Genomic DNA, 17,988 nt, shown 5'->3' on the forward strand with positions numbered 1-17,988 from the left:
GTTGCCGGGTGACATGGGCATTCCCGCCGATTGTTTTGGCGGGGCATGCACGAACAACGAGAAACGAGCATGAACGAACCTTCTATTGTCGCGCTTTCGGCGCGAACGGCGGCGCTTTGCCTCGCCGCTCCCGGTGCGCGATATCACCTGCCGCTGACGGCATGGCGGCTGACTTCGCAAGATGGTGATCTACGAACCGGAAAAACCGCCACCGTGGTGACGCTGCTGCATGATCTGCGTCCGGATACACGGTATCTGTTCGAAGCGGATGGGTTCGCAAGCCTGGAGTTCAGGACAGCGTCTTGCGCGGGGCTTGTCGAGGCGACGGCATTTTCGCTGACGCCGGATATTGCGCTTGACGACGAAGCCGGCGCACGCGCCAACGCCCGCGCTCTGGAAGAGGCAGTTGCCGCCGTGCCTGCGGGCGGCACGTTGCGATTTGCTGCCGGCCTCTGGACAGCGTTTCCCGTGCGGTTGAAAAGCGACATGACGTTTCATCTTGCGGAAGGGGCCGTGCTGCGCGCACCCTCCACCCGTAATGGCTGGCCGATCCTGCCTGCCCGCGATGAGACGGGCCGCATGCTCGGCAGTTGGGAAGGGCTACCGGATGCCTGTTTCGCCGCGCCGGTCCATGCCATCGGCGCAGACAATCTCGTGATCGAAGGCACAGGCGTCCTCGATGGTTCCGGCGACAGAGGCGACTGGTGGAGCTGGCCGAAAGAAACCCGTGACGGCGCGCGCCGACCGCGCGGCCTGCATCTCGTCTCCTGCCGCAATGTCGGGCTTTTCGGTTTCACCATTCGCAATGCACCGTCCTGGACGGTCCATCCACAGGGGTGCGAGACCCTGAAAGCGGCGGGTCTCACAATCAGCGCTCCGCATAACAGCCCCAATACCGATGGTTTCAACCCGGAAAGCTGCCACAACGTGACGATATCAGGCGTGCGCTTTTCAGTCGGCGACGATTGCATTGCTGTGAAGGCAGGCAAACGCGGGCCGAACGGCGAGGACGACCATCTGGCGGAAACACGCGGCGTCAGCGTGCGCCATTGCCTGATGGAGCGCGGCCATGGCGGGCTGGTGATCGGCTCGGAAATGTCGGGTGGCGTGCATGACGTAACGGTAGAGGACTGCGACATGGTTGGCACGGATCGCGGCCTGCGTCTCAAGACGCGGCGGGGTCGTGGCGGTTCAGTCAGCAATGTCACCATGCGCCGCGTGTTGCTGGATGGCGTGCAGACCGCGCTTTCCGCCAATGCCCATTACCATTGCGATGCCGATGGGCATGACGGCTGGGTGCAGTCGCGAGACCCTGCACCTGTCGACGACGGGACCCCGTTTATCGACGGAATTACTGTCGAAGATGTGGAAATCCGCCATCTGGCCCATGCCGCCGGCGTCTTTCTCGGTTTAGCGGAGGCCCCAATCCGCAATATCGCCATTCGCAATCTCACCATCGTCTCGCATGATCCTGCAGCCGTGGCCACACCGCCGATCATGGCCGATGGGGTGCGCCCCATGCTGCATGAGGGGATCGTTTTCGAACAGGCTGAAATCATTTGCGACGATCCTGCGCTGCTGAGCGCCTCTGCCGTTTCCCACTAACAGATTTCAATCGAGAAAACCCATGAAAGCCACTGATTATTTTGATCAATTCGCCAGCCGCTATAGGCACTACAAGGGCGGGAGCTGGTGTTATGAGGATGGCTGTGTCTATCGGGGTTTGCAGCACCTGTTCGAAGCGACCGGCGACCGGCGCTGGAACGAACATCTGCATCGTCTGGCTGACACCCAGATAGCGGCAGACGGAGTGCTCGCCGGTTACGATCCGCAGGAATACAATATCGATCACATCCTTGCCGGTCGCATTCTGTTTCCTCTGGCAGCGGAAACGGGCGATCCGCGTTATCTCGCTGCGGCGGAACATCTTGCGGGCCAGCTCCGCAGCCATCCGCGTACGGGCTCCGGTAATTACTGGCACAAGAAGCGTTATCCGCATCAGGTCTGGCTGGATGGCCTTTATATGGGACTTCCTTTCCAGATCGAATATGCGCAGGCGACTGGTGACGCCGAACTGATCGACGATGCGCTACAGCAATTCTCAACCGCACTCACGCTGACGGGGGATGCCGGTGGGCTCTATGTCCATGGTTATGACGAAAGCCGCAACCAGCGCTGGGCCGATCCCGTGAGCGGCCAATCCCCGGCCGTATGGGCCCGCGCCGTCGGCTGGCTCGCCATGGCGCTGGTCGATGCGTTGGTGATGTTGCCGGCTGATGGCGCAACGATCGAACTTCGGGAACGCGCGGGTCTGCTTCTGGCCGGTATCGTTGCCCGGCAGACTAAAACCGGTCTCTGGATGCAGGTGCTGGACAAACAGGATCTTGCCGGAAACTACGAGGAAACCTCCGCTTCGGCGATGTTCGCCTATGCCTTACTGCGGGCTGCGCGGCTGGGGCTTTTGAAGGGCGAGGAGGCAAATGCGGCTCTTTCGGCGGGCCGGTCCGCGCTTGAGGCCCTGCTTGAGAGACAGCTCAAGGTGGACGAAGAGGGTATCGTCCGTCTCACCGGCATTGTGCATGTCGCGGGCCTCGGCGGCTTCGAGGGCAATTATCGCGATGGGTCTCCGGATTACTATCTGACCGAGCCGGTTGTATCCGATGACGCCAAAGGCGTCGGGCCGCTGATGATGGCCTATGCCGAAAGCCTGCTTTTGGGATGACGGCGCGGTCATCTTAACGGGCACAGGGTGTTTTGGTGGCATGAGATCATGCCACTTTTGCCAAAATCACCGTCTGGATCAGGCCCTGTTTCTTGTGGTTCGCGATGGTGATCGTGCCACCGAAGCGCTCGATGATTTCCCTGGCGATGGCAAGACCCAACCCCACACCAGGGATTGACTTTCGCCGCCCGAGATCGACCCGAAAGAAGGGCTCGAAAACCCGGCCGATCAGTTCCTGCGGAATGCCAGGGCCTTCATCGCGGATTGTAACGACGACCTCGCTTTCGTCCTCGGTTAGATCGATCCGTGCCGTTTTGCCATGGGTGACGGCATTGAGGATGAGGTTGCGCAAGGCTCTTTTAAGCGCAAGTGGAGCGGCCTTGATGATCATGGCGGCTTCCGGTTTCATAAAGTCGAGGGCATCAGCGTAACCGAGATCAGAAAGTTCGCTGACGATTTCGCCGAGAAGCCTGCCGATATCGATCATCTTGACGGTATCCTGGCTCACTTCCTCGCGCACAAGCAGAATGGCGCTATCCGCGATGGCGTTCAGTTCCTCGAGGTCCGCCAGCCATTTGCCCCGCTCTTCGTCGTTTTCGATGAATTCTGCCCGCAGGCGCATGCGGGTCATTGGGGTTCTCAAGTCATGGCCAGCGGCTGCGACGAGACGCATTCGGCTTTCCATTGCCGCCTTCAGGCGGCGGGCGAGTTCGTTCAAGGCTCGCGCCGTGGCGCGGATTTCACCCGGACCTGTTTCCGACAAATGGGGTAGCGAACCATCGGGTCCGATGCTTGCAGCGGCGTTTTCCAGCATGTCGAGGGGGCGGGTGATTTTTCTGGCGGCAAAAATGGAAACAGCAGCACTGCCAAGAATGATCAGCCCGATCCACATGCCGAAAATCTTCCAGCCGCCCGGGGGAGGGCCCATATGCGGAATTTCCGCGACCAGCCACCCGCTTTTTTCCAGCGCTATAGCCGCCACCGGGGCATTACTTCCCGGCGCGCGGATCACAATTGCGGTGCGCGGCTCGCCAACCTGTGCAAGGGCCTTTTCTAGAAACTCCGAAAGCATTCCGTCGAGATCACCTTCAGGCGGCTTCTGTTCGATGCGGAAATAGCCGGGTTGTTGCAGCGAGGGATCGCGTTCGGCCATGGTCACGGCAAAGGCAAGGCTGCGGGCAACGGGCTCGATGGTGGCATCTGGCGGCGGCGGCTGCAATGTCTGATCGGCCACCACAGTTGCAAGCGCGATGACCGCGATGATGGAGACGATCAATAGTGCGGCGATACGGTTTCTGAGCGAGCTCATCGATGCACCGGCAGGGTTCTGACCTGAACCGTCATCTGGTAACCGCCATTGCGAACGGTCTTGAAGATCGGAGCCCGGGCATCGGTTTCGAGCTTCTTGCGCAACCGGCTCATCAACACGTCGACGGAGCGGTCGAACGGTCCCCGGTCCTTGCCCTGCGTAAGATCGAGCAGCTGATCGCGGGAAAGAAGCCGGCCGGGCCTGTCGAGGAAGACTTTCAGCAGATCGAACTCCGCCCCCGTCAGCTCGATCCTCTCACCGCCGGCGTGGATGACGGAGCGCTGTTCCGGATCGGCGGTGAAGTCCGCAAAACCATAAGCGGTGGATGAGCCGCGAGGTACTTCCTGAGGTAATGCGCGGCGCAGCACGGCCTTGATCCGCGCCGTTAGTTCTCGCGGATTGAAAGGTTTGCCAAGATAGTCGTCGGCGCCGATTTCCAGCCCGACGATCCGGTCGACATCCTCCTTGAGCGCTGTCAGGAGAATGACGGGCGTGCGCGGCCGGCGGCCTTGCAGATCACGGCAGATATCGAGGCCGGAACCATCCGGCAGCATCACGTCGAGCACGATGAGATCCGGATCGGAGCAGGCGAACTGTTCTTCGAACTCACGCCTGTCGGCTGCCATCGAAACGCGAAACCCCTGCGAGCCGAGATATTTCGCTAGCAATGTGCGTATCTCCGGATCGTCATCCACGATCAAAATATGTGTCACCGAAACTGTCGCCATATCGTCCAACCTTTTGATGCCACTATACATAAGCGGCGCAAAGAAACGGCGGATTTTTGCAACGAAAGCTTGCTGCGGCCGCTCTGGCAACATTCGGTTACAAATAGGCCGCGCGTGGAACAAGACCCGCAACATTCGGACCAAAGCCGGAAACGCTTAGCTCCTATCGTCTTCTCAGGTTGGAAAACGAAAAGGAAGGTAAGATGAGAAACGCTCTAATCGCCACCGCCGTCGTCGTGACAACTGCTCTTGGCGCTTCGGCCACCTCCCGGGCTGCGGAGCAGGGTGAACCAGTGCCGCAGGCATCGGAACAGGCCGTGCCGCCGCTGGCCAGTCCTGACTTCGGTTCGAATAGTGGTCCGGAGCAAAGGCTGCCGCATGGCCGCAAGATGGCCGGGCCTGAGATGCTACGCCCGGATATGATGGGGCCGGATATATTGGGGTTGGCGACGAAACTTTCGGCAGCGGAAATCTATCTCGGCGTCACACCTGAACAGCTTGGTCCGTGGCGCGCCTATGCCACTGCGCTGATCGATCTTGTTTTGCCCACTTCGGAACTCAAGCCATTGCCGCCGAAGGGACCGGGTGCGACGGGGCTAGAGCCGCGTCTTGCCGGTGAGGAACTGGCCGGCATCACAATGAAAAAGGCAGAACAGGCTAAAGCACTTCAGGACGCAGCGGCTACGCTGAAACCGAAACTTTCGCCGCAGCAGGTGCAGAAGCTTGCTCAACTCGAACGCGCATTGATGCCGCCTCCGCCTCCCGTCCCGCATTATGGCCGTGGACGAGACGGTCGTATCGAGCCTCCGCATGGCGACATGATGCCGCCGCTGCCTCAGGCAGAGCGGGGCTGACGCCACTCTTCAAAGTTTCCTCCTTTAATAGCCCCCCAGCAAAGGAGGAAATCAGCCGGAAACGGCTGAAGCCGGGGGATCGCTCGCCTGCGATCCCCCGCGTGATTTTCAAGCGAGAAGATGATGATGAGATATTTCTACCTGATGCTGGCGACGGTTTTTGGTTTGAGCTTCGTCTGGTCGGTCGCTGCGGCCAGTGACAGGCCGGTGCGAGATCCGGCGGCGAAATTCCGGCAGGACGAACAGTGGCACCAACCCGTCTGTGCCAAGGAACGGCGCGAAAATGCACACGGCAAGCGTCGTCACAACACCTGCCGCAAGGCATCCGCCAGAAAGTCTGTTGCCGCCTATGAATGGATCGAAGCAGACAACGGCTTCATCCTTGTGAAACACGGCATGAGGTCGGTTTCTTCTTTTGAGTAGACCGGCCGGACAGGACAGGACGATGAAAATGGCTCGCAAAGCAGGTGTGGCGCTGACGGTTGTCGCGCTCGCCCTGGGTGGCTACTGGTTTTCGTCACAATATACGCGGGCCGCAACGCCCGGTTATATCACCTCGTCTGTGAAGCGCGGTGATATCGAGCAGACTGTTCTGGCGACTGGAACGCTCAAACCCGTTCGTCTGGTCGCCGTCGGCGCGCAGGCCTCCGGTCGCATCACCGCCGTCAAGGTCGCACTTGGAGATACGGTCAAGGCGGGCGATCTCATTGCCGAGGTCGATTCCGTTACCCAGAATAACAGCCTGCGCACGGCGCTGGCAGCGCTTGCCAACGTGAAGGCGCAGCGGGTGGAAAAGCAGGCGACACTTGTTCTCAACCGCCAGAGCCTTGTCCGCCAACAGGAAATGGTGTCGAAAAATGCCGCCTCCCGTGCGGATTTCGAAAGCGCCACTGCAGCGCTCGCAGTCACCCAGGCGCAGATCGAAGCGATCGACGCCCAGATCGAGGAGGCGCAGGTCGCTGTCGAAACGGCAAAGGCCAATCTCGGCTATACGAGGATCACCGCGCCCATCGAAGGCACTGTTCTGTCTATCGTCAGTCAGGAAGGGCAGACCGTCAACGCCACGCAGTCCGCGCCGACAATCGTGATCCTAGGCCAGCTCGACCGGATGACGGTGCGCACGGAAATTTCCGAAGCAGATGTGACGCGCGTAAAAGCCAGTTTGCCAGTTTACTTCACGGTGCTGGGTGAGCCGCAACAGCGTTACGACGCGACGCTTACGTCCATTGAACCGGCGCCTGAATCAGTGCGCAGCGACTCCAGCTTCAGCTCCTCGACGTCTTCCTCGACCACATCGTCCTCTTCCAGCACCTCGTCGTCGGAGGCGATCTATTATAATGGCGTGTTCGAAGTGCCGAACCCGGACGGCAAGTTGCGCACCTATATGACGGCGGAGGTCCATATCGTCCTTGGTGAAGCCAAGGACGTGCTAACCGTTCCGGCGGCGGCCCTTGGTAGCAAAGGCGCCAACGATGACTATGCCGTGCGTGTGGTAGACACCGATGGCAGAATTTCCGAACGCAGGGTCCAAATCGGTCTGAACGACAAGGTAACGGCGGAAGTGCGTTCCGGCCTTGCCGAGAACGAGCGCGTGGTGACCGGCGAACTTTCCATCGACACCACCAAAAACGCCGTGCCGGGGCCTGGTGGCCCGCCGATGGGTTTTTGAACAATGGCTGATCCTCTGATTTGCCTTAAATCCGTGCGGCGGGATTATCCGTCCGGTGAAGGTACGATTACCGTACTCAAGAATATCGACCTCATCATCGAGGCCGGCGAGATGGTGGCGGTCGTCGGCGCTTCCGGATCGGGCAAGTCGACGCTGATGAATATTCTCGGTTGCCTCGACCGGCCGACCTCAGGGAGCTACAGCATCAGGGGGCGGGAGACGGGCAATCTCGATGCAGACCAGCTTTCGGAATTGCGGCGAGAAAACCTCGGTTTTATTTTCCAGCGTTACCATCTGCTTGTCGAACTGACAGCGCTCGGCAATGTCGAAATTCCGGCGATCTACGCCGGAAAGTCACAAAGCGATCGCAGGAGCGATGCCGCCAGGTTGCTCGGTCGCCTTGGCATGGCGGACCGCCTCGATCATCGTCCGGGCCAGCTTTCCGGCGGCCAGCAGCAACGCGTTTCCATCGCGCGCGCCCTTATGAACGATGCCGAAATCATTCTTGCCGACGAGCCGACCGGTGCGCTCGACAGCGCGAGCGGCGACGAGGTGTTGCGCATCCTCGACGAGCTGCATGCCGAAGGGCGCACTGTCATTATCGTCACGCACGATATGTCAATTGCACGACGTGCCGAACGGATCGTCGAAATCAGCGACGGCGCCATCATTTCCGACCGCAGGGCGGATGCCGCGCCGGTTCGGAAGGATGACGCCAAACCCTCTATGGTTTCCGGCGGGGCCTCCAGTCTCGCTGGTCTCGTATCCTCGCTGCGGGAGGCATTGCGCATGGCGCTCCTGTCGATGCAGGCGCACAAGCTGCGCAGCTTTCTCACCATGCTCGGTATCATCATCGGCATCGCATCGGTCATCAGCGTCGTGGCGCTGGGGCAGGGGTCACAGCAGCGCGTGCTGCAGAATATCTCAAGCCTCGGCACCAACACGCTGGAAATCTTCGCGGGCAAGGATTTTGGCGACATAAGGTCGGGCAAGATCACCACGCTGGTCGTCTCCGACGCCGAGGCACTTGCCAAACAATCCTATGTCGCGGCTGTGACGCCCACGGTCTCGACCTCCAGTACGGTGCGTTTCGGCGCGAAGGAGGCGAATGCGCTTGTGAATGGTGTCAGCGAGCGGTATTTCGTCGCCAAGGGCACGAAGCTGTCACAAGGGCGCTTTTTCGATGCCGCAAGCGTCGCGCAGAAAGCCCAGGAGGTGGTGATTGATGAGAACACCCGCAAATCGTTGTTTGCGGATTTCGACGGCAGCCCCATCGGTCAGGTCATCCTCATCGGCAAGGTGCCGGCCCGCATCGTCGGCATCACGCAGGCGCAGCAGGGCGGTTTCGGTTCAAGCCAGAACCTTTCACTTTATCTGCCCTATACTGCCGTCCAGTCACGCTTTCTCGGCAGCCTGTCGCTGCGCAGCATCACGGTGCAGGTGAGTGACGATATTGACGCCGCAATTGCCGAACAGGCGGTGACGGTTCTTCTCACCCAGCGGCATGGAACGCGGGATTTCTACATTCTCAACACTGACGATATTCGCCAGACCATCACCAGTACAACGCAGACCATGACGCTGCTGGTTGCGGCGATCGCGGTGATTTCGCTTCTGGTCGGCGGCATAGGGGTGATGAACATCATGCTCGTTTCCGTTTCCGAACGTGTATCGGAAATCGGCGTGCGCATGGCAGTCGGCGCACGGCGCAGTGACATACTGCGCCAGTTCCTGATCGAGGCAGTGCTCGTCTGCATCATCGGCGGAACGCTGGGAATTTTGGGCAGCTTCGGCTTCGGGGCGCTTTTCTCCGCCTTCAGCAGCAATTTCGCCATGGTCTATTCCACGGTGTCGATCATTGCTGCCTTCGTCTGCTCGACACTGATAGGCGTCGTTTTCGGCTATCTGCCGGCCCGCAACGCATCGAACCTCGATCCTGTTGCGGCCCTGTCGGCGGGTTGATATCCCGCCGCTGCCGGTCAAGCCTTGTTTTTTTCGATGAAGCGGATGGCGTCGCCAACGGTCAGGATTGTGCTTGCGGCCGAATCGGGGATTTCCACTCCGAATTCTTCCTCGATTTCCATGACAACCTGAACCACTTCGAGGGAATCGGCACCGAGATCGTCGACAAAATTGGCGTCATCGACAACCGTGCCGGGATCTGCGCCAAGCTGGTCAACGATGATTTTTTTAATACGGTCGGCGATGGTGGACATGGTGGGACTCCGCGAAAGTTGTTTGCCGCCGAACAACCCGTTTGAATTTGCGCCCAGGACACTTGCTAAAATCGAAACCGGTTTTTGCGAGGCGTGGTACACAGAGTCAGAAGGTCAAAGCATCGATGGCATTCGGACGTAGCATGCCTTTGACGGCTGCGAAAGAGCGTGGCTCATGGGGAAGTGCCCATAAGAATTCGAGGTATGTTTGACGTTGAACAGTTTTTGACTGGATGCGATGAACCGCTGCGCTGTAAACCTCGTTTTCGTGAAGTAATTATAATCCAGTCCTGTCGAGCATCAACGCCCATGGTCCAGTCTTCCCCGGAACGCTTCATATTGCTCGATGGCATAAGGGGCGTAGCTGCGCTCTTCATCGTGCATCGCCATGCCGAACAGTTTTTCGGGAGAGACGACGCTTCGAGCTATCTCGCCGTCGATTTGTTCTTCGCCTTGAGCGGTTTTGTGCTGGCGCATGCCTACAGCATGAAACTGCGCGAAGGGGCGATTACGCCAGGCTTCTTCATGAAGGCGCGCCTCGCGCGACTTTATCCACTGTATGGGCTGGGGCTGGCGTTGATGGCGTCCTATTTCATTTGCCTCTACCTGTTGGGCCTGCCGACGCCGATCGATGATCTTCATCGCCACATCAATCCCGGCGAACTGGCGATCGCGTTGTTGACCGGGCTTCTTTTTGTTCCGGCACCCTTCACGCTTACATTGAACGGCGCATTGTTTCTGGTGAGCCCGGCATGGTCGCTTTTCAACGAGCTGGTGGTGAATGCGGTTTATGGCCGGTGGGGTGTGCGGGCGACTACGAAACAGACAATCGTGGTGCTGGCTGTCAGCGCCTGCGTCCTTGTCGTGGCGGCTGCTGAGTTTGGGAAGTTGCATGCGGGGTTTCGATGGCACGAAATGTATGCCGGCATGGGAAGGGTGTTTTTCTCGTTTTTCGCAGGCGTGCTGGTTTACCGCTTCCGCAATCGCATAACCGAGCTGAAGCCCATCCAGGCGGCCCTCTGTCTTATGCTGGTCTGCGTCATCCTCGCCGTGCCAATTTCGCGTGAGCTTCGGCCCTTCTTTGATCTCGCGGTGGTTCTGCTCGTCTGGCCGACGGTATTGTTCGTAGCCAGCAGGATAGTGCCGGGTCGCAGGGTGAGAATCTTGTCGACGTTTCTCGGCACAGCTTCCTACGCCGTCTATGTGCTGCATATTCCGCTGCTGGCCTGGACGGATTTTCTGATGCCTGCCGTTGATAGGGAAAACATCGCTTTGCCGGTCGGTGTCGCTTTCCTGATAGGGACGACGTGTCTGTCATGGTACCTGACGGTCCATTTTGATCAGCCAGTGCAGACATGGCTCAAAGGTCGCCTGAGAAAGCGGGCAGGGGTCGGGCAACCGGTGTGATCGCGTCTTGTCGCTGCAGGCTTCAGTAATGCGCGAAGATTGGAGCCGTGATAACAAAGGCCGCGACGAGACTGATGATCGTCAGTTTCGCGGCACGCATGCGGCGCATTCTGCGGCCGCTCCAGTCATACGTCATACTCACCCTCCACGCAGACGCAAACTCTCGGACTGATGTCCGACTAAGTCAGTTTCTCCTGATATATCTCATTTGCCAAGTCATTATTGTTACCAGTGATTTTGGCGAACACCGTCCGCTTCGGGAGGCGCTTCAGGGGAAAAGCCGGATAAGTTGATTGTCTTTGAGTTTCAGGCGGCTTGCCTCATCGGAAGAAATGCAATGCTCTATGTTCTTTCGCAAGTCGTCGGGAACTATCGGCCCGCCTGCCTTCAAAAGCTTTTCGGTCATCGAAAAAAGAATGCCGAACTGGGTCTCGCATTCGGCCGATGTCAGCAGCAGCGGTAGTGACGGAACGGTGTTCGCCGTAAAGACGCTATCTGCCGTATCGTACATGGTGACGAGGTACCAGGTCAGAAATAGCCCCAGCCACAGGCCGGTGCTGACCATGATATATTCGCGCATCTGCTCTCTCCCCTCAATGGCGGTGGTAAAGCAGTGGCAGGCCCTGGATTGCATATCGGGGGAGCGGCTTCCACGGCTTGATGCGGTCGTGTTTCTGCACGCCGAACAGGAATCGCATTTCGTCGGTGAGGTCTGCCGGATCGGTCAAACCATCCTGATATAATTCAATGACCTTGCGGGCGGCTCTGTTATGGAGCTTTTTGTCATCATCGTCGGAAAGGTGATTAAAACCGATGTTCTCGAGGACCAATTGAAGCATTTCGAGATCTTGAGAGGAGATCAGGCAGTTACGGGGCGCAGAAGACATGATGGCCTCTTTTCTTACTGGTTCAGAAAGCCGAAGCCTCGCGCGCGCCCTTAAAAGGCTGCACGGGACGCTCCAACGCTTTGAAACGATACGCCGGTGCGGTCGATGACCGTTGCCGGTTTTCGGGGGCATGTGCCTCAACGCGCCCTGGGAAATTCCGCACGGGGCGCTATAGACGGGAGGCATGTGCAAATGGGCTTGAGACGGCAAGGATGCCTGACGGCGGTAACGCCCTTTAAGTACCGATAGGGAAGGGTGCGCTCTTTGCGCGCAATAGGCAAGTTAATTCCATAGCCCTTGACGAGTATGTGACCGGTGCGGCGACATTCTTTATCTCACCAGGGCAGACAACAAAAAAGGCCGGGGCAATATTGCACCGACCTTCCTCATATCGCCATTAACACCAGTGCCAGTACATCCGTGGTCAAAAGTCTAAAGCGACGGAAACAACTGCGAACGACATATTTTGCGCTCACCAGCAGTTGCTGTATGAACTTTCTAGAAGAGCAATGTGGCCAAAACAAGTCCGCATTTCCATTACATGTTTTATTTGTCGCGACCCTTAGCGTATCGGGTCGCGGTTTGGCAATTCGTGCCGGTGCGTCGCGCTGTTATGAGAGGGCTGTCCGGAACAATCCTACTTCTTCTTGCCATCCGCAGTTGTGGAATTTGCGAACTTGACCTGCGTGCCGGCAGCTGGTGCCGCAGCCGGAGCTTTCGTCTTGTCCTTCTTCGGTTTGCGGACTTCTTTGTTGCTGCGTACTTGACCCTTGGCCATGGTGTCCTCCTGGTATTGAACAGATATTGGATATTGTGTGGTCCGGGGCATGATCGCGCGCCGCAGGCAGGCTGCGGGGCGGTTTCATCGTCAGGGGAAAGGCAGTCCGTTAAGCGGAAGTTTCCCGAAGGGAAGGGTCGGTTTGGAGAGGCGGATACGCCCTGCGTAGAAGGTTCTCCGCACCATGTCGGGCTGGAGGCCAAAATCAGGAAACGCCGCAAAGCCGGAGGATGCGCCGCGATCCTGATCTAGGCGCATGGCTGTTTCTTCGGCGGCACTGAGAAGCAGGCGAAGCGATGCGTTTTCCCGGTAACCCAAACCGCCGGTGCGGACGAGGTTCCGTGAAAGGCTTGATGAATAAAACTCGGAAGACATCTCGTCCTCCTTTCGTTTGGGGGCGAGGACACTCTGCCCTCAAACACCAGCACTCTTCAGCGGATTGCTGACAGGCGAAGCGTGCGCCTGTTGCGTATCAGGTTCAAGAAGTTTTTCGGAAAGGCGACGTCAAAAAGTGCAACCGGGTTATTTCTTGCCGGATGACTTTTTGGTGCGGGTGGGTGGAGGGGCGGCGATTGCCGCCTCCTGAGCTTCGCGAAGTTGGCGAAGTCGTTCCGTCTTCTTGGCGCGCTGGTCGGATTCGGCGGTTATGATCTGTTTCGCCGCCTTGTCCGTTATGGATGCCTTGTCCTGCGAGGACAGCTTTCCGGGTTTGAAAACAGCCTCTTTAGTCGCGGTCATGGCATTCTCCTTTGCGGAGCGAATTGACAGTTATCGAGCGCGGGCAACCTTTTTGGGAGCAGGAAGCAATCCCTCGCGCTGCAATTTTTTCTTCGCCATCTTGCGGTGGCGGCGCACAGCTTCGGCTTCTTCGCGGATACGCTTTTCCGACGGCTTTTCGTAAGATTCCCGTGCGCGCATCTCACGGAAGATACCCTCGCGCTGCATCCTCTTTTTCAAGACGCGGAGGGCTTGCTCTACATTGTTATCCCTGACGAGTACCTGCAACTTATCTCCTTAACGCAGCCATCGCTGCTATTTTTTGATTCTGATCGTATTCGAATTGATCCAGCTCGATCCCGCAACGCGCGAAGACGAGCCTTCGATTTCCACGGGCCGCGATGAAGACGCAGCCACATCGATTTCATCGAGCGCTATATTACGTTCGAAGTTCTCGTGCTGGAAACGCACCCTGTAGCGAACCGCACCTTGTTGTGTCTCTGGCAGAGCCGTTACGACCCGGCCTGGACCTTTGGGCTGGTTGGCCCCAAGTACGCCCGCCTTCAGAAAGATAGCATCGCCGGAACGATAAGGATTTTTGCGCATGAGAGCCTCCCCATGGCCAAAAAAACAAAAGGCCGGGATTTAACCCGACCTCTCACAATCACTCAGCGCCACTGCTGGTACATGCGTAGCCAGCGGGGCCGATGACAAATCAAGCTGCGCGAAGGTTGTCAGCGGAGCTCTTGCCGGACTTGCGGTCCTGCACGATGTCGTAGGTGATCTTCTGGCCGTCGTTCAGCGAACGCAGACCTGCGCGCTCAACAGCCGAAATGTGAACGAAAACGTCCGTGCCGCCGTTGTCAGGCTGAATGAAGCCGAAGCCCTTGGTGGCGTTGAACCACTTTACAGTACCAGTGTTCATAACGATTTCCTTTCGTAGTAATCGTTGTTGGTTTCCGCGATACCTTGCGGAATTAGATCGATTATTTGAGAGGAAATCCGACGGGAACGTAGAGTCCCAGGAGCGACGTCACAAGCAATTGTCGATTTGCCGAATATAGCCTCAATTTTTGATTTTGCAATGGGCCGATGCGGAAAAATGCGCCATCTGGCGATTGCACTTGTCGGTTCCGATGTCTCTTCCTGCGTCAGCGGCGCGATTTCGGTTTTTTCTCTTCCCTGTTCATATCACGCCCCACCCATTTGAAAAAAAGGATCAGGCTGGTGCCGATGATGATGAGCGGAATGAAGGATTCGAAACTGGACATGATTAACTCTTTCTTCCCCCGATCGTCGTTTTACCGGTATGGAGGAAGCGCGTAATCTGCAGAATGTTATCCGTTCTTTTTTGGCAATTGCGGCCTGCGGACCGACGTTGAAAGCACCGCAGGCCGAAAATATCTAGATGGGCAGGGATTTCACCGCCGCTGCACCACCCTCGCGGGCGCTTTTCAATGCGGCTACGCCGCAGAGCACGGATATGGCGCCGGCGCGCGAACCCGCCCGCTGCCGCAGCCGGTCGTTCGAACCGGGCTTGAAGATCATGTCGCGCATGCGATTGTCGCCGCCATAATGGCCGCCCGGCTCATGCGGCACCCAGATACGCTCGACACCGCCACCGAAACTTTTCACCAGCAGGATTTCGTCGGCGGGGGGCTCAGTCCACGGCTGCTTTTCATATTGGCGCATCTCGATGCGTCCTTTATGGCCGTTAAACGCGATGTGGTGTCCCTCGATCGGCATATAGGTATTGAGCGAATAGGAGACCTGCACGCCGTTCGCATAGCGAATCGAGGCACTCATCGTGTCAGGAATGTCGATCTCCTCGCGAAAGACGCAGGCGTCACGCATATAGCCATCCAAAGTCGACGGGTCCTCGTAAAGCGCGTCCAGGAACGGGTCGGCCCCGAGATCCATGAAATAGTCGCATTCGCCCTTGTGCGGACAGGTACGACAGCGCGTTCCCCGGAACGGTCCGTTCTTACCATAATGCAGCAATTGCCCAAAGCCCTTCACTTCCACCGGGTCGGAATCGAGATACCAGTTCAGAAGATCGAAGTGGTGCGTCGCCTTGTGGACGAACAGGCTGCCTGAATGTTCGGTGAAAGCGTGCCACCGGCGGAAATAATCCGCACCGTGCTGGTTATCGAGATACCAGTGGAAATCTACCGAGGTAACGGTGCCGATCGCGCCGTCGTCGATCAGCTCCTTGATGCGCGCCGCCGTCGGTGAAAAGCGATAATTGAAGGAAACGTCGACACGGCGGCCGCTTTTGGCCTCCGCCGCGCGGATGCGGTCAATCTTTTCCGGGGTGGTGGTCATGGGTTTTTCGCTGATGACATCGGCACCGCCCTCGAGCGCGCGGATAATGATGTCGTCATGAGTATCGTCGGGCGTGCAGACGATTACCAGTTCCGGGCGTTGCTCGGCCATCATCCGGTCGAAGTCGTCATAAAGCGGAGCCGCCGACCCCATCATGGCGCGGGCCCGTTCTGCGCGCATCAGGTTCAGGTCGCAAATGCCGACCAGTTCGACATAGTCGCTCCACCCGGCCAGAAGTTCGCGCCCCCACATGGTGGTGCCACGATTGCCGGTGCCGACCAGTGCATAACGTTTGCGTTTCACCCTTTCAGGCATTTCCTTACTCCCGAACCCAATCAACAAACGGTTTTAAAACGCTCGACGACGGTGGACAGAACCTCGTCCACCGGGCGTGCCTGCCAACGATGCGAAAAAATCTCGACTTCCTGCGGACCGGAAAAGCCGGCGGCCTCGATCATGGCGCGAAATGCCTTCAGGTCAATCACGCCATCGCCCATCATGCCGCGATCGTTGAGCGGATCGGTGGTCGGCACCAGCCAGTCGCAGATATGGTTTGCCAGTATCTGCCCGTTTCGCCCGGCGCGCGCCACCTGTTCCTCCAGCTCCGGGTCCCACCAGACGTGATAGACGTCGATGGCCACACCGGTTCCGGCACCCAGCCGGTCGCAGAGGTCGAGCGACTGTTTCAGAGTGTTGAAGCAGGCGCGGTCGGCGGCATAAAAGGGGTGCAACGGTTCAATGGCGAGCGGCACGCCGGCTGCCCTCGCATAGGGAAGAAGTTCGGCCATGCCGTCCTCCACCATTTGTCGTGCACCCTTCAAGTCTCGAGAACCGGCGGGCAGGCCGCCCACGACAAGCACTAGGCAATCTGCCTTCATGGCGGCGGCTTCGTCCACGGCGCGTTTATTGTCCTCAATGGCGCGGCTGCGGCCTTCTGCATCGGGGGCGGGGAAAAAGCCGCCCCGGCAATGGCCGCTGAGACGAAGGCCGTTCTGCTCGACAATGCGTGCTGCTTCAGCAAGGCCTGCAGCGTGAACCTGCTCGCGCCAAGGAGAGATGGTGGTGATGCCATGCGCAAGGCATGCATCCACGATTGCCCCGAAGGAACGTCCCTGCCGCACGGTGGCAAAATTTATTGAAAGGCCCTCAACGCCCATAACGGTACTCCTCCCTTTTGCGAAGGCCTCCAGCCACCTTCGCTCTCGCGCTTAACCAATGCCTCTGACAGCCAGAAACTGCTTCATGCGATGCGTCGCCACATCCGGTTCGGCAAGCACGTTGGCCTTGTCCGCCAACCGGAAAAGCTCGGCGAAATGCCGCGTGGAGCGGGCGCTTTCCTGCCCGCCAACCATGGTGAAATGGTCCTGCAAGCCGTTGAGATAGGCGAGAAACACCACGCCGGTTTTGTAAAAGCGGGTCGGCGCCTTGAAGATATGGCGTGAAAGCGCCACCGTTGGCTCCAGAATGTCGAAGAATTCATTATCCGCACCGCGCTTCAGGCTGGCGAGCGCCTTGGATGCCGCCGGAGCAATGGCATCGAAAATGCCGAGCAACGCGTCCGAATGACCTTTTTCGTCACCGGCGATCAGTTCGGCATAATTAAAGTCGTCGCCGGTATACATGCGAACACCAGCGGGCAGGCGGCGGCGCATGACGATTTCCTTTTCCTTGGATAGAAGCGAAATCTTGATGCCGTCGATCTTGTCTGCATTCTCCTCGATCATGGCAAGGCAGGTGTCCATCGCCGCCATATGGTCGCGGGCACCCCAGTAGCCCTCAAGCGCAGGATCGAACATTTCTCCCAGCCAGTGGATAACCACCTTGTTCTCGGCACGGGAAAGAACCTTGGCATAGGCCTCGAGATAATCGTCCGGGGAGCGGGCGGCAGCGGTGAGCGCCCGGCTTGCCATCAGGATCACGCGCCCGCCTTCTCCCTGAACAAAATCAAGCTGTTCCAGGTAGGAGTCGATAATTTGCTTCAGGTCATATCCGCCGCCGTCAAGATGATCCGTGCCGACGCCGCAGGCGATCAGCGCATCCTTGCGGGTGGCCGCTTCCTTCAGCGAACGGGAGATCAGTTCCTGCGCCTGCGGCCACGCCAGTCCCATGCCGCGCTGGGCCGTATCCATGGCCTCCGCAACACCCAGGCCGAGGTCCCAAAGGCGGTGACGGAAGCGCAGGGTAGCGTCCCAGTCGATGGCGGGCGTCAACCATGGATCGTTGTCAGCGAGGGGATCGGCCACCACATGGGCGGCAGCGAAGGCGACTCGATTGAAATCCTCCGCACTTCGTTTCTCGATGGCGACCGGCGCGCCTGATAGCCTGTAGACCTCGATGCTGCGGTCGTCCTTTGGAAGCTTGAGTTCGCTCACTGTC

Annotated in this window: 21 protein-coding genes; 7 read left to right on the top strand and 14 right to left on the bottom strand. The window is 58.5% G+C overall.

Translation table 11 applies throughout. The features are described 5' to 3' along the window. Positions 1-69: 69 nt before the first annotated feature. Together pglA and QE432_RS08110 are read left to right on the top strand one after the other, a co-directional pair. Positions 70-1,605 (top strand): polygalacturonase PglA, encoded by a 1,536-nt coding sequence (gene pglA / locus QE432_RS08105; RefSeq protein ID WP_127966336.1) that lies wholly within the window; start codon positions 70-72, stop codon positions 1,603-1,605. A 22-nt stretch (positions 1,606-1,627) separates the two neighbouring features. Continuing rightward, a complete protein-coding gene (locus QE432_RS08110; RefSeq protein ID WP_127966337.1) occupies positions 1,628-2,722 on the top strand; it encodes a glycoside hydrolase family 88/105 protein in 1,095 nt (364 codons plus the stop codon). 46 nt (positions 2,723-2,768) lie between these two features. Here the strand turns inward: QE432_RS08110 and QE432_RS08115 are convergent, their stop codons facing one another. Continuing rightward, entirely contained in the window at positions 2,769-4,031 is a 1,263-nt protein-coding gene (locus tag QE432_RS08115; RefSeq protein WP_003517899.1) for an ATP-binding protein, read from the bottom strand. Beyond that, positions 4,028-4,759, bottom strand: a complete 732-nt coding sequence (locus QE432_RS08120) for a response regulator (RefSeq protein ID WP_194842949.1) — start codon at positions 4,757-4,759, stop codon at positions 4,028-4,030. The genes QE432_RS08115 and QE432_RS08120 overlap by 4 nt, the downstream gene beginning before the upstream one ends. A gap of 203 nt (positions 4,760-4,962) precedes the next feature. Between QE432_RS08120 and QE432_RS08125 the strand changes: the two genes are divergently transcribed. From QE432_RS08125 to QE432_RS08140, 4 genes are all read left to right on the top strand, one after another. Further along, positions 4,963-5,613 carry a hypothetical protein gene (locus QE432_RS08125; protein WP_035200549.1) on the top strand — a complete coding sequence of 217 codons (651 nt, stop codon included), beginning with the start codon at positions 4,963-4,965 and terminating at the stop codon, positions 5,611-5,613. Between the two features lie 126 nt (positions 5,614-5,739). Next, complete coding sequence (locus QE432_RS08130) at positions 5,740-6,036, top strand: hypothetical protein (protein ID WP_127966340.1); 297 nt, start codon at positions 5,740-5,742, stop codon at positions 6,034-6,036. 22 nt (positions 6,037-6,058) lie between these two features. Beyond that, entirely contained in the window at positions 6,059-7,282 is a 1,224-nt protein-coding gene (locus QE432_RS08135; RefSeq protein WP_127966341.1) for an efflux RND transporter periplasmic adaptor subunit, read from the top strand. 3 nt (positions 7,283-7,285) lie between these two features. After that, entirely contained in the window at positions 7,286-9,244 is a 1,959-nt protein-coding gene (locus QE432_RS08140; protein WP_127966342.1) for a MacB family efflux pump subunit, read from the top strand. A gap of 17 nt (positions 9,245-9,261) precedes the next feature. Here QE432_RS08140 and QE432_RS08145 read toward each other — a convergent pair whose 3' ends face one another. Next, positions 9,262-9,498: an acyl carrier protein gene (locus QE432_RS08145; protein WP_003517889.1), complete on the bottom strand. Its 237-nt coding sequence runs from the start codon at positions 9,496-9,498 to the stop codon at positions 9,262-9,264. 309 nt (positions 9,499-9,807) lie between these two features. Here QE432_RS08145 and QE432_RS08150 point away from each other — a divergent pair, with 309 nt between their 5' ends. Next, a complete protein-coding gene (locus QE432_RS08150) occupies positions 9,808-10,905 on the top strand; it encodes an acyltransferase family protein (protein WP_306623948.1) in 1,098 nt (365 codons plus the stop codon). A 268-nt stretch (positions 10,906-11,173) separates the two neighbouring features. Here the strand turns inward: QE432_RS08150 and QE432_RS08155 are convergent, their stop codons facing one another. The 11 genes from QE432_RS08155 to QE432_RS08205 form a co-directional block, all read right to left on the bottom strand. Further along, positions 11,174-11,485 (bottom strand): hypothetical protein, encoded by a 312-nt coding sequence (locus QE432_RS08155; RefSeq protein ID WP_003517885.1) that lies wholly within the window; start codon positions 11,483-11,485, stop codon positions 11,174-11,176. Positions 11,486-11,498: 13 nt separating this feature from the next. Continuing rightward, complete coding sequence (locus QE432_RS08160) at positions 11,499-11,792, bottom strand: hypothetical protein (RefSeq protein WP_076846101.1); 294 nt, start codon at positions 11,790-11,792, stop codon at positions 11,499-11,501. Positions 11,793-12,429: 637 nt separating this feature from the next. Beyond that, complete coding sequence (locus QE432_RS08165; RefSeq protein WP_003517881.1) at positions 12,430-12,570, bottom strand: hypothetical protein; 141 nt, start codon at positions 12,568-12,570, stop codon at positions 12,430-12,432. A 90-nt stretch (positions 12,571-12,660) separates the two neighbouring features. Beyond that, positions 12,661-12,945, bottom strand: coding sequence for a hypothetical protein (locus QE432_RS08170; protein WP_025595953.1), 285 nt, complete (start codon positions 12,943-12,945; stop codon positions 12,661-12,663). A 147-nt stretch (positions 12,946-13,092) separates the two neighbouring features. Beyond that, the gene (locus QE432_RS08175; RefSeq protein WP_003517878.1) at positions 13,093-13,308 is read right to left on the bottom strand and encodes a hypothetical protein; all 216 of its coding nucleotides are present in this window, start codon (positions 13,306-13,308) and stop codon (positions 13,093-13,095) included. 30 nt (positions 13,309-13,338) lie between these two features. After that, on the bottom strand, positions 13,339-13,575 hold the full coding sequence (rpsU, locus tag QE432_RS08180; RefSeq protein WP_003517876.1) for a 30S ribosomal protein S21: 237 nt from the start codon (positions 13,573-13,575) through the stop codon (positions 13,339-13,341). Between the two features lie 27 nt (positions 13,576-13,602). Beyond that, positions 13,603-13,893 (bottom strand): hypothetical protein, encoded by a 291-nt coding sequence (locus QE432_RS08185; protein ID WP_003517874.1) that lies wholly within the window; start codon positions 13,891-13,893, stop codon positions 13,603-13,605. Positions 13,894-14,002: 109 nt separating this feature from the next. After that, positions 14,003-14,212: a cold-shock protein gene (locus tag QE432_RS08190; RefSeq protein WP_003517872.1), complete on the bottom strand. Its 210-nt coding sequence runs from the start codon at positions 14,210-14,212 to the stop codon at positions 14,003-14,005. 479 nt (positions 14,213-14,691) lie between these two features. After that, complete coding sequence (locus QE432_RS08195; RefSeq protein WP_035199324.1) at positions 14,692-15,927, bottom strand: Gfo/Idh/MocA family protein; 1,236 nt, start codon at positions 15,925-15,927, stop codon at positions 14,692-14,694. 20 nt (positions 15,928-15,947) lie between these two features. After that, positions 15,948-16,769 carry a sugar phosphate isomerase/epimerase family protein gene (locus tag QE432_RS08200; protein ID WP_306623726.1) on the bottom strand — a complete coding sequence of 274 codons (822 nt, stop codon included), beginning with the start codon at positions 16,767-16,769 and terminating at the stop codon, positions 15,948-15,950. Positions 16,770-16,820: 51 nt separating this feature from the next. Further along, positions 16,821-17,984: a dihydrodipicolinate synthase family protein gene (locus QE432_RS08205; protein WP_306623728.1), complete on the bottom strand. Its 1,164-nt coding sequence runs from the start codon at positions 17,982-17,984 to the stop codon at positions 16,821-16,823. Between the last annotated feature and the right edge of the window lie 4 nt (positions 17,985-17,988).

It is taken from the genome of Agrobacterium sp. SORGH_AS_0745 (genome assembly GCF_030818995.1).
In the GTDB taxonomy this organism is placed as follows: domain Bacteria; phylum Pseudomonadota; class Alphaproteobacteria; order Rhizobiales; family Rhizobiaceae; genus Agrobacterium; species Agrobacterium tumefaciens.